Origin of the sequence: Arenibacter catalasegens (assembly GCF_002909235.1) — a bacterium.
GTDB classification, from domain to species: Bacteria; Bacteroidota; Bacteroidia; order Flavobacteriales; family Flavobacteriaceae; genus Arenibacter; species Arenibacter catalasegens.
Map to the genome: position 1 here is coordinate 76,480 of NZ_PHQQ01000007.1, position 12,079 is coordinate 88,558.

Genomic DNA, 12,079 nt, shown 5'->3' on the forward strand with positions numbered 1-12,079 from the left:
CTTCATAATTACATATTAAATAAAAACTACCCATATATTTTAAGGGTAGTGTGATTCGAAAATGTTATTTATGATAATATGTTAATATAATTAACACTTGTTTAGGTGAAAACCTGAAATATTCGTGCCTTTTTCAGCTTTTTGCTATTGATAATGCAGGAAATTGCATAAAATCGCTAGAAAAACGGAAATGACAAGAATTACTTACAATCGTGTATATGGAAAATTGTTACTTGGAAAACCAGAATCCGGCAGCCACGGCAAGGACTCCTATGATTAGACTGGCAAGAGTGTAGCCGGTGAAATAAATAAAATCGCCGGTTTTTAAAAAAGAGTGTTGTTCCAGGGCAAAGGTTGAAAAAGTAGTGAAGCCACCGCAGAAGCCAGTGGTTAATAATAAGGTCTGATTTGAGGAAAGTAAATTATTTTTAAAAGAAAGCCCGATGATAAAACCAATCAGCAAGCATCCTATAATATTTACAATAAATGTTCCGAGAAAGAAATTGTGAAAAGTGTTATTGAAGGATTTACTTAATAGAAAGCGCAATCCACTTCCTAAGCCCCCTCCTAAAAAGACCAATAGAAATTGCTTCATTGCATTTTAATTTTTATTCCTTGTATAAAGTAAATAAAAATTACCATACCCATAAGGTTCTTAAAAATTTGCATTGGATTGTCATCAATACTATATAAGGTAGTATTTATACAAAGATGCACATATTTCTTTTTAGACTAGATTTAAACTGCCTTTTTATATTTCGAGTTAATTAAATCTAGGGGGAAGATTACTGTTGTAGATTCTGAAATATTTTTGACGGACTTTTCTTTCTTTTTCGGACTACTGTTAAAACTAACTAAAAAAAGCAATGTGTTTATACCAATAAGAACTAATAGAATACTGAAAAAAGTTACCATACAACTAAACGATTTAGTTACCAAACGCAAAATTACGCCTTTTCGTATATTTTACGCTGTAAAAATTCAGAATGTTCTTAGTGGCTGTGCTTTTTATTATGAAGCGATATAATTTGTTAATTTTTAAGGAAAAACTTAATAAGAAATAATATTATTATGAATAATGTGAAGAAAAGTCCTACCCATTTAACTCCTTTGTAATTTTTTTTATGGAGTTTCATGTCTTTTTGATAGGCAATTATGGTAATTACTACAAATGCGACAAAAAAAAGACCTGCAAAAATTAATTGTCCGGTACTGAACATATTTCTATTTTTACGCAAATCTAACTTAAATAATTACAATTATGAAAAGTAAACTGAGTGCGGTAGAATTGTTCCATAATTCTTTTGGGTTGGGTGTTTCCAAAGAGATTAAGGCAGATTTGGGAAAGGATAAGAATTTACTTCGCTTTAATTTAATGGATGAGGAGAACAATGAATATTTAGAGGCTGCTACCAATAATGATGTGGTAGAAGTGGCTGATGCCCTTGGAGATATGCTTTATATATTGTGTGGGACCATACTGGAGCACGGAATGCAATACAAAATAGAAGAGGTTTTTGAGGAAATTCAGAGAAGTAATATGAGTAAATTGGGGAAAGATGGCAAACCAATTTACAGGGAAGATGGGAAAGTCCTAAAGGGGCCAAATTATTTTAAACCCAATATAGTTGATATTTTGGATAAAAAATAGCCTTAGAAAATAAAGAATTCATCTGTGAGTTTAAAAAAAAAGGCCCCTCATCCTTTAAAGAAGAGGGGCCTTGTCATAATGAAAATGGTATATAATTATTATACCTCCACTTGATATCTCCAACCAAATTTATCTTCGGCCTTATTGTATTGTATATCTGTAATGCGTTTCTTTAACAAGGAGGCATAACTATCTTTTAATTCTGGCAGATCATAATCCTTGTTCTGGAATCCAAAAGTAGCAATAGGTGAAATTACAGCCGCAGTACCTGCTCCGAACATTTCTTTCAGAGAACCGTTCTTAGAGGCTTCAACAACCTCTTTTACAGTAATTTTTCTAACCTCCACATTTATATTTTCGTCTTTGGCAATGTCTATGATGCTCTTTCTGGTAATACCGTCCAATATCCTATCACTAGTAGGGCTGGTAATTAAAGTGTCATTTATCCTTATGAAAATATTCATGGCTCCGGCCTCCTCAATATATTCGTGGTTGTTATCATCAGTCCAAATTACCTGATTATAGCCTTTCTCAACTGCCAATTGGGTAGGGTAAAATTGTCCAGCGTAATTACCGCCGGCCTTGGCAAAGCCTACACCGCCATTTGCAGATCGGGAATATTTTTCTTCTATCAAGACTTTAACTTTCCCGGCAAAATAAGAGTCAGATGGAGAACAAGCAATTATAAACTTATACTCGCTAGAAGGTGAGGCGTGGAATCCATTGCCACTGGCAAACACAAAAGGTCTAATGTACAAGGAACTTCCTTCCTTAGTCGGAATCCATTTATGGTCCAACTTTAAAAGTGCCTTTAAGCCCTCCATAAAGTAATCTTCAGGGAATTCTGGCATAGCCAGTCTCTTGGACGAAATGTTAATTCGTTTTTGGTTTTCCAATGGACGAAAAAGCCAAACATTTTTGTCTTCATCCTTGTAGGCTTTCATTCCTTCAAAAACAGATTGCCCATAATGGAAAATTTTAGCGGATGGGTCCAGTGTAATCGGTTGATATGGAACTATTGTAGGGAGTTCCCAAGCCCCGTTCTTATAATTACAGATCATCATATGATCTGTAAAATATTTCCCAAACGATAAATTATCAAAATCTACTTTATCAATTTTTGAACCTTTAACTTTCTCAACTATTATTGAATTTAAAACAGTTTGCATAGAGATTTAATTTAAAGCAATAAAATTAAGCAAATATCATTAGTAGTACTTCTTTTTTCGTCTAAAAATACCCAGTTTTGTAAAGTGATATAAATTCTGGCTATTATGAAATAATTTAACATTTTGATTGCCATTTTTTTGACGTTTACCGCTTGTAAGCCACAAAATAAACCCAAGGAACCGTTGGGAAAGGAAAACTATGAGTACTTTGGAGACCAAATTGCTGAAATTAACGCAGTGACATGTAAGATAATGCTGAAAAATTATCAAAAAATGGCCACGTCCGATACACTTGTTTGCCAATTTTATGGTCGGGTTACAGAGGTTTGCAGCCTAAAAGGCTGTTGAATGAAATTGGAATTGGTAAACGGGGTAGAAAGTTTGGTGAAATACAAGGATTATTGATTTTTTATGCCAAGGGATATTTTGGGTAAACAAGTCATCGTAAATGGTTTGGCCTATATTGAGGAAAGTAGCGTTGAAGCCCAAAGGCATATTGCTGATGATGGCGGAAAATCCAAAGAAGAAATTGCCGAAATAACTGAAATTAAAGAAAACCTACGCCTTTGAAGCAGATGGTGTATTGATAAGAAAATAATTTGAAAAGGAAAATTATTACCACAGCAGACGGATCTAAAACAATTCAAATTGAAGATTGGAACGAACAGTACCATTCTATTCATGGCGCTGTCCAGGAGGCCTACCATGTCTTTATAAAGAATGGCTTATCCCTTTTCCATGATCGGTCGATATCTATTTTGGAAATTGGTTTCGGAACTGGATTAAACACGCTTATAACTTTATTGGAATCGGATAAGCAAGGTTTGGAAGTTACTTATAAGGGTGTTGAAGCTTATCCCGTGCTTCCGGAGGAATTAGACCAGTTGGGCTATAGCGGAGCTCTGAAAGCAAAGGAGTTTGAACAGTATTTTTTAAAGATGCACCAAACTTCATGGGGAGAATTGCATCAAATTAGATCCAATTTTTCTTTGATAAAACAGCAATTGGATTTTAGGGAAATATCGGACATTAATACTATTGATCTAATTTATTTTGATGCTTTTGGTGCCCGGGTACAGCCAGAGCTTTGGACGGAGGATGTTTTTGCTATAATGTTCAAAGCATTGAAAAAAGATGGTGTGCTGGTAACTTATTCAGCAAAGGGAAGTGTAAGGAGAGCTATGCAGGCTGTAGGGTTTGTTGTGGAACGATTGCCAGGCCCTCCTGGAAAAAGAGAAATGCTCCGAGCCTTAAAGGTATCATAAATAGTAATCTTGTATTATGGATTATTTAACGATCTACAACCGTAGATTGTTAAACCTAAACTAAATACAAGTGCTTCAATATTAAAAACCCATATATTTATATCTAAGTTGATGGAAAGATAGAAAAGATAGAAAGGATATGAAGGTTCTAGTAACGGGTGCAACAGGTTTGGTGGGGAGTGAAATTGTAAATTTGTGTAAACAAAATAATATTTCGGTTAATTACTTGACCACCAGTAGAAACAAAATTGTTTCTCAAACGGACTATAATGGCTATTATTGGAATCCCAGCAAGAATGAAATAGATGTTGATTGTTTTGAAGGGGTTACTGCAATAATCAATCTGGCTGGAACAAGTATTTCCAAAAGATGGACCAAGAATAATAAAAAAAAGATACTAAACAGTAGGGTTGATTCCTTAAGGACTTTATTGGGTGCTATACCAGAAGATGGTATGCACGGTATTAAAATAATTGTGTCCGCTTCTGCCATAGGTATCTACCCTAATTCCTTGTCCCAATATTATAAGGAAGATGAGGTAAATATTGATAACAGTTTTTTAGGGGAGGTAGTATCCACTTGGGAGAAGGAGGTTGATGCGTTTGAAAAAGTTAATATTAAAACCGCCAAAATTAGGATAGGATTGGTGGTCTCTAATAAGGGGGGGGCTTTGCCTGAAATAGCTAAGCCTATAAAATGTTACTTAGGCGCGTCATTAGGGTCTGGTAACCAATGGCAATCTTGGATTCATCTCCATGATTTGGGTAGAATATTTCTACACGTTATGACCAAAGAGCTGACGGGAATATTTAACGGGGTAGCTCCAAATCCGGTTACTAACGTAAAGCTTACAAAAGAATTGGCAGGAGTTTTAGAAAAACCGCTTTTCTTACCCAATATTCCTAAAACCGTGATGCGATTGGTTTTGGGTGAAATGTCATATTTGCTATTTGTCAGTCAGCGCGTAAGTTGTAAAAAAATTGAAAATTCAGGATTCGATTTTATCTATCCAAATATATGTAGGGCCTTAGAAAACATTTATAAGGAGAAGGGCGAACATAGGACTCAGGATACACTTTATCAGAACGAGTTCATTTCCTAGGGATACATGGAGATTGTAAGAATTGTGAACATCCGTCATTGGCGGATGTTTTTTTATAAAGTTTAATGACATTATGACATTTTTAAAGAATTGGCAGTACTTTTGCCATCTCAAATCGGAAGTATATAAATGTATTTTAAATGAGCAACGAAAATAAAACAGAAGAAATGGAAGATGATGTTCTAAATAATTTAGAAAATCAAGACGTAGAACAAGACGGTTCATCTGTTGGGAACGAGGATTTAGAAAATGGAGAGGAGCTTAGTCTTGAAGAGCAATTACAGGAAGACCTTAAAAAGGAAAAAGACAAATTTTTGCGTCTTTTTGCAGAGTTCGAGAATTACAAAAGACGGACTTCAAAGGAAAGGATAGATTTGTTTAAAACGGCAGGTCAAGAAGTTATAGTATCCTTATTACCGGTAATCGATGATTTTGAGCGTGCAATAAGAGAAATTTCCAAATCAGAGGATCAGGAAATGTTTAAAGGAGTTGAATTAATAAGCAACAAGTTCAAGGAAACTTTAAAAAATAAGGGTCTTCAGGAATTGGAGGTAAAAGAAGGTGATGCCTTCGATGCAGAGATTCACGATGCCATCACACAGATTCCAGCTCCAAGCAAAAAGTTGAAAGGTAAAATTATAGATGTAGTTGAAAAGGGTTTTAAACTGGGGGATAAAATTATACGCCATCCAAAAGTGGTTGTTGGAAATTAAAAATATTTTATGAAGGAGGACTATTATGAAATCTTGGGCATTGGAAAGAATGCTACAGCGGCAGAAGTAAAGAAGGCTTATCGTAAAAAAGCAATAGAGTATCATCCTGACAAAAACCAGGGTGACGTAAAGGCCGAGGAAATGTTTAAAAAGGCAGCTGAAGCTTATGAAGTTCTCAGTGACCCCAATAAGAAGGCACGTTATGATCAATACGGACATGCAGCCTTTGAGGGCGGCGGCGGATTTGGCGGCGGCGGAATGAACATGGATGACATTTTTAGTCAGTTCGGCGATATATTTGGTGGCGCTTTCGGTGGCGGTGGTGGCGGCTTTAGTGGTTTCTCAGGATTTAGCGGCGGCGGCGGTGGTCAAAGACGTGTTAAGGGAAGTAACCTAAGAATAAGGGTTAAACTAACCTTGGAGGAAATTGCCAATGGTGTAGAAAAGAAAATTAAGGTAAGGAGAAAGATTCAGGCAGAAGGGGTTACCTACCAAACCTGTGGCACCTGTGGGGGTCGTGGGCAAGTAACCAAAATCACCAATACAATTCTGGGTAGAATGCAGACGGCAGCTACCTGTAGCACTTGTGGGGGTAGTGGACAAATGATCGATAAGAAACCTACCGATGCGGATGCCAATGGTTTAACAGTTTCCGAGGAAACTGTAAGTGTTAATATTCCCGCAGGAGTTGAGGACGGTATGCAGTTAAAAGTGCCCAATAAAGGAAACGATGCTCCGGGAAATGGGGTTCCGGGCGATTTGTTGGTGGCTATTGAGACGGAAGAGCATGAAACCCTAAAGAGGGAAGGCGATAATCTACATTACGACCTTTATATCAGTATTTCCGAAGCTGTATTGGGTACCTCAAAAGAGATCGACGCTGTTGGTGGTAAGGTGAGGATCAAATTGGAGGCAGGGATACAATCTGGCAAAATTCTTAGGTTAAGAGGTAAAGGTATTTCTAGCCTTAATGGATATGGCAGTGGTGATCTATTGGTACATGTCAATGTCTGGACGCCCAAGGAGTTGAATAAAGAGCAAAAAGACTTTTTTGAACGTATGCAGAATAACGAAAATTTTGAACCCAGACCAGAGAAATCGGATAAATCATTCTTTGAAAAGGTCAAGGATATGTTCTCATAATAGTAGTAATTTAAGGTTTAAATAAAAAACGTATATTTGAGTTAATGTTGGGAAACCAATATTATTTTCTTTTTCATAGCAATTTTTTTTCCCATCCTTGATTCGTTAAGGGTGGGTTTTGTTTTTTAGTTCAACCCCATTTTTATAAGCTCCAAAGGAGCGAAATAAAGATGGATGGTTGAACTAATCCCGCCCTTTGGCGGGATCTTCACGTTACCCCTGGTGGGTTATGTTAGTGAAACCCCGTTTTTATAAGCCCCGAAAGGGGTGCAATAAACGCGGCAGGTTGAACTAATCCCGCTCCTTGGCGGGATCTCTTTGTTGTAGTGTCCGCAAGCCCTAAAGGGGTGCAATAAAGATGGATGGTTGAACTAATCCCGCCCTTTGGCGGGATCTTCACGTTACCCCGGGTGGGTTATGTTAGTGAAACCCCGTTTTTATAAGCCCCGAAAGGGGTGTAATAAACGCGGCAGGTTGAACTAATCCCGCCCCTTGGCGGGATCTCTTTGTTGTAGTGTCCGCAAGCCCCGAAAGGGGTGCAATAAACGCGGCAGGTTGAACTAATCCCGCCCCTTGGCGGGATCTCTTTGTTGTAGTGTCCGCAAGCCCTAAAGGAGCGAAATAAAGATGGATGGTTGAACTAATCCCGCCCTTTGGCGGGATCTTCACGTTACCCCGGGTGGGTTTTGTTAGTGAAACCCTGGCTTTAAGAGCTTCAAGGAAGCGAATTAGAAATGGATGGTTCCCCTTGGGGATCTCAACGTTTTACACGGTATTTTTTTTTGCTGTAATTTGAATAGTTAGTTGTTTTTAGGAGGGATATGAGTCATTATCGCTTCATTTATCTTCTTTTTTATGGATTTTTTATTTCAAAATTTCACTTGGGCCTAAGCTTATAATATCCTTCTAGTATAATATATAAAAAAGCTTTAAAAGGAATAATTTATAATATTCCAGCCTATCTCTTAAATAGCAATTATATATCTTTGAGGAAATTGCGTGCATGAATAATATATTGGTCGCTAAAGAGGTTTCTAAGCAGTTTGGGAGCCATATAGCTCTCAACAAAGTTTCATTAGAAATTCCCAAGAACAGTATCTATGGCTTGCTTGGTCCTAACGGAGCAGGGAAGACTACTTTAATACGGATAATCAATCAAATAATCTATCCGGATCAAGGGGAAATTTTATTTGATGGAAAGCCCTTGCAGCCCAATCACATATCCATGATCGGGTATTTGCCGGAGGAAAGGGGACTTTATAAAAGTATGAAAGTAGGCGAGCAGGTCCTATATCTTGCCCAATTAAAGGGACTCTCCAAGGCAGATGCAAAAAGCAGATTAAAATATTGGTTTGATCGTTTTGAAATAGGGGATTGGTGGAACAAGAAAATTCAGGAACTTTCAAAAGGAATGGCGCAAAAGATCCAGTTTATCGTCACAGTTTTGCACGAACCAAAGCTTTTAATTTTCGATGAGCCATTTAGTGGGTTCGACCCTATAAATGCCAATCTTATAAAGGATGAAATTCTTCTGCTTAGGGAAAAGGGCACATCCATTATATTTTCCACACATAGAATGGAATCTGTAGAGGAATTATGTGACTATATCGCGCTAATACACCAGTCGGAAAAATTATTGGATGGAAAGCTTAGTGATATAAAAAAAGCATATAAGAACAACATTTATAAGGTAGGTTTGGGGGTGCAAAGCCCCAATGGACTTTTGGAAGACTTAAAGGATAAATTTCAAATTCTTTCCTCGGAATATGTAGATGGCGGGCTACAGTTAAACTTCACCGTGCAACTGCCCACAGATGAAACAGGCCCCTTTTTATCACATTTATCGGGCAAGGCAAATGTCAATAATTTCTCGGAAAAAATTCCATCGGCCAACGATATATTTATTAGAACCGTTCAATCCAAATAATATATATGGGCAAGTTGTCACTCATCATAAAACGAGAGTATTTAGCAAAGGTTAGGAATAAGTCCTTTGTGATCATGACATTTTTGAGTCCAATCCTAATGGTGGGGATGGTTGTTCTTATTGTTTACCTAACTAAGGTTAATGATAATGAAGTAAGGACTATTGGAGTACTGAATGAGAGTAATTATTTTTCAACAGATTTTCAGGGTACCGAAAGTACCTCTTTTGTAAGACTTAAGGATATAGATTTGGAGGCTGCCAAGGATTCTGTTCAAAATATGGGATTTTATGGATTGCTTTATATCCCAAACGAATTGGACTTGGAAAAGGTGGCTAGTAGGTCCTTCTTTTATACTAAGGAGCCTCCTGGTACTAATGTTTTGGACAATTTGGAAAATGTATTTGAAGACCGTCTACGATTGCGAAGATTACAGGAATTAGGGGTTTCGGTATCCGATTTTGAAAGTGTCGACAACAATTTTCAAATTAATACAGCTACCTATTCCGGAGATCAGAACCTGAAAGGTATAACCGAATTAAAGGCCTTTATAGGAGGGGGATTTGGGTACCTAATAATGATGTTCATCATTATATATGGTGGATTTGTTATGCGCAGTGTAATTGAGGAAAAAACATCTAGGATAATAGAGGTTATTATTTCTTCTGTAAAACCTTTTCAGCTTATGCTAGGGAAAATAATAGGGACTTCTTTGGCTGGAGTTACCCAGTTTGCTATTTGGATCATTTCGGCCTTTCTAATGTTTGGAGTGTTGATTCTGGTTTTCGATATTGATCCTTCAGGCTTTAATTCGGAAGCTGCTAACGCCCCAGGCCTGATGGGGGGAGCAGCGTATATGGCAACATCGGATTCCGCAATTCAATTGTATGCAAATGAACTTTTTAGGATACCATGGATTATGCTTATTTGTTTTTTTGTAATCTATTTTATCCTGGGTTATTTAATTTATAGTTCAATATATGCTGCAATAGGGGCTGCTGTGGATAATGAAACAGACACACAACAGTTTATATTTCCTATTATTCTACCATTAATGTTGGCCATTTATGTGGGGTTCTTTTCTGTTTTTAATAACCCACATGGTCCTATAGCCGTGGCGTTTTCTTTATTTCCTTTGACCTCGCCCATTGTGATGATGATGCGTTTGCCAGGTGGCATAGGGGAAGGAGGTGTCCCTATTTGGGAGGTGGTAGCATCTATTTCACTATTGATTATTACTTTTATCGGTATCGTATGGTTGGCTGCAAAAATTTATAGGGTCGGAATATTGATGTACGGTAAAAAACCATCCTATAAAGACCTATTTAAATGGCTGAAATATTAGAATGGAAGAAATAAAGAATATTGTTAAAGTTGTAAATGAATTCCTTGCTTACAAAATTTGGCCTGGAGATAAGGTGGTCATAACGGCCGGTACCTTATTAATTATTATTATTTCTGTAATTGTAGTAACCTATGCCTTAAAATTGGTTCACAGATTGGTTACGGCAAAGTTACCAGAGGAGGATAAGAATAAGTTTATAAGCATTTTTGGGTTTTTAAGATACCTGTTCTATATAATGGTGGTATTGGTTATTCTTCATACCTCCGGGGTTAATCTCACTGTCCTGTTGACTGCATCTGCCGCGTTGTTTGTAGGTTTGGGATTTGCACTTCAATATTTGTTCCAGGATATTATTTCGGGAATCTTAATCATTTTGGATCAGTCTTTGCGTGTAGGCGATATTATTGAGGTAAATCAAAAAGTTGGCCAGGTCTTTGAAATTCGCTTAAGGACAACAAGGGCACTCACTAGGGATGACAAGGTAATCATAATTCCTAACCACCAATTTTTAACAGATAGTATTTATAATTATACCCAAAATCATAAAAGTACCAGAGAGAGCGTTAAGATTGGGGTTGCTTATGGGAGCGATGTTAATTTAGTGACCAAAATATTGGAAAATATAACAAGTGATCAAAAAGGGGTTTTAAAAAATCCTAAGCCTTTTGTGCTATTTGAAGACTTTGGGGATTCTGCGTTATTGTTTTCCATCAATTTTTATATTAGCGACAGTTATGGAGATCCAAAAATTAAAAGTGCTATGCGGTATAGGATAGATGCGAAATTCAGGGAACATAATATAAGTATACCCTTTCCACAAAGGGATATTCATTTGTTTCAATCCCGACCATTAAAAACTTCACAGGTCGATAATAATAGTGCTGGGTATGGGAATTAAAATAGGAAGGCTTGGATTTCTTTTTGGATTCATTTTGCTAGTGAATTTCTGTCCTGCCCAGACACCTGATGTTTTTAGGTTGGAGTATATGCTAATGCCAAGGAATACGGCTGAGGCAAAATTATCTAGAATAAAATTGGTAGCCAACTTGCCAATTAAAGTGGGAAAGAACGATAATATTATTGTTGGTGGCGAGTACAATCGGATAGCCTTTGATCTTAATCGTGGAGCACCATATGACGATGTTATAACGGAAACGTTTCATGTAGCCGATTTTAATATGGCCTACATATTGCAATACAATCAAGATTGGCGTTTTGTGGGAGTCGTTACTCCTCGATTATCTTCGACATTGACCAACGATATAGGTGATGGTGATGTATCTTTAAATGTCACGATCGGGGCACTTCGGGATAGGCCGAATATTGAAAAACCAACGCGATTGGTATTGGGAGTGGCTTATAATTCAACGGTGGCGGTAAGAATACCATTGCCTTTGGTTTATTTTGAAAAGAGGTTTCATCCTAATTGGGCATATGTTATTGGAGCGCCCAAGAGTGGTATGAAATACTTTTTTAATGACAAACATATGCTTCAAACAGAATTTATAGTGGACGGATATTATGTAAACTTACAGAATACGGTGATTAGCTCGGATTCTGGGATTGCTTCTTCCATTTCAACATCTGTTGCATTATTTACATTGGGATATCAATATGCTGTGGCCAAAAATATTTTCTTTTATGGTTATGCAGGGCATACCTTGTTTCAAGCTGGGGTGTTGAGGGATGATGATCGAAATAATATATTTACGTTGAACGATCAACCTAGTTTCTATTTTAGAACAGGTTTTAGAATTGGAATTTAA

12 protein-coding genes are annotated in these 12,079 nt (G+C 37.1%); 10 read left to right on the forward strand and 2 right to left on the reverse strand.

The annotated features are described in order from the left end of the window. Positions 1-229: 229 nt before the first annotated feature. Positions 230-595, reverse strand: a complete 366-nt coding sequence (gene crcB / locus CWD90_RS07700; protein WP_103475361.1) for a fluoride efflux transporter CrcB — start codon at positions 593-595, stop codon at positions 230-232. 666 nt (positions 596-1,261) lie between these two features. Between crcB and CWD90_RS07710 the strand changes: the two genes are divergently transcribed. Then, positions 1,262-1,651 carry a pyrophosphohydrolase domain-containing protein gene (locus tag CWD90_RS07710; RefSeq protein WP_103475363.1) on the forward strand — a complete coding sequence of 130 codons (390 nt, stop codon included), beginning with the start codon at positions 1,262-1,264 and terminating at the stop codon, positions 1,649-1,651. A 98-nt stretch (positions 1,652-1,749) separates the two neighbouring features. On the opposite strand, the gene CWD90_RS07715 is transcribed toward CWD90_RS07710, so the two are convergent. Next, positions 1,750-2,820, reverse strand: a complete 1,071-nt coding sequence (locus CWD90_RS07715; protein ID WP_103475364.1) for a branched-chain amino acid aminotransferase — start codon at positions 2,818-2,820, stop codon at positions 1,750-1,752. A 411-nt stretch (positions 2,821-3,231) separates the two neighbouring features. On the opposite strand from CWD90_RS07715, the gene CWD90_RS23435 reads away from it, so the two are divergent. From CWD90_RS23435 to CWD90_RS07765, 9 genes are all read left to right on the forward strand, one after another. Next, complete coding sequence (locus tag CWD90_RS23435) at positions 3,232-3,390, forward strand: DUF4920 domain-containing protein (protein WP_239986484.1); 159 nt, start codon at positions 3,232-3,234, stop codon at positions 3,388-3,390. Positions 3,391-3,419: 29 nt separating this feature from the next. Continuing rightward, complete coding sequence (gene mnmD / locus CWD90_RS07725) at positions 3,420-4,085, forward strand: tRNA (5-methylaminomethyl-2-thiouridine)(34)-methyltransferase MnmD (RefSeq protein ID WP_103475365.1); 666 nt, start codon at positions 3,420-3,422, stop codon at positions 4,083-4,085. Positions 4,086-4,224: 139 nt separating this feature from the next. Beyond that, positions 4,225-5,187 carry a TIGR01777 family oxidoreductase gene (locus CWD90_RS07730; RefSeq protein WP_103475366.1) on the forward strand — a complete coding sequence of 321 codons (963 nt, stop codon included), beginning with the start codon at positions 4,225-4,227 and terminating at the stop codon, positions 5,185-5,187. A 140-nt stretch (positions 5,188-5,327) separates the two neighbouring features. Further along, positions 5,328-5,900: a nucleotide exchange factor GrpE gene (locus tag CWD90_RS07735; RefSeq protein ID WP_103475367.1), complete on the forward strand. Its 573-nt coding sequence runs from the start codon at positions 5,328-5,330 to the stop codon at positions 5,898-5,900. A 9-nt stretch (positions 5,901-5,909) separates the two neighbouring features. Beyond that, positions 5,910-7,043, forward strand: a complete 1,134-nt coding sequence (gene dnaJ, locus CWD90_RS07740) for a molecular chaperone DnaJ (protein ID WP_103475368.1) — start codon at positions 5,910-5,912, stop codon at positions 7,041-7,043. A 1,003-nt stretch (positions 7,044-8,046) separates the two neighbouring features. Beyond that, positions 8,047-8,970 (forward strand): ABC transporter ATP-binding protein, encoded by a 924-nt coding sequence (locus CWD90_RS07750; RefSeq protein ID WP_103475370.1) that lies wholly within the window; start codon positions 8,047-8,049, stop codon positions 8,968-8,970. 5 nt (positions 8,971-8,975) lie between these two features. Then, entirely contained in the window at positions 8,976-10,313 is a 1,338-nt protein-coding gene (locus CWD90_RS07755; RefSeq protein ID WP_103475371.1) for an ABC transporter permease, read from the forward strand. Between the two features lies 1 nt (position 10,314). Then, positions 10,315-11,211, forward strand: a complete 897-nt coding sequence (locus CWD90_RS07760; protein WP_103475372.1) for a mechanosensitive ion channel family protein — start codon at positions 10,315-10,317, stop codon at positions 11,209-11,211. Continuing rightward, positions 11,201-12,079: a DUF6268 family outer membrane beta-barrel protein gene (locus tag CWD90_RS07765; RefSeq protein ID WP_103475373.1), complete on the forward strand. Its 879-nt coding sequence runs from the start codon at positions 11,201-11,203 to the stop codon at positions 12,077-12,079. The genes CWD90_RS07760 and CWD90_RS07765 overlap by 11 nt, the downstream gene beginning before the upstream one ends.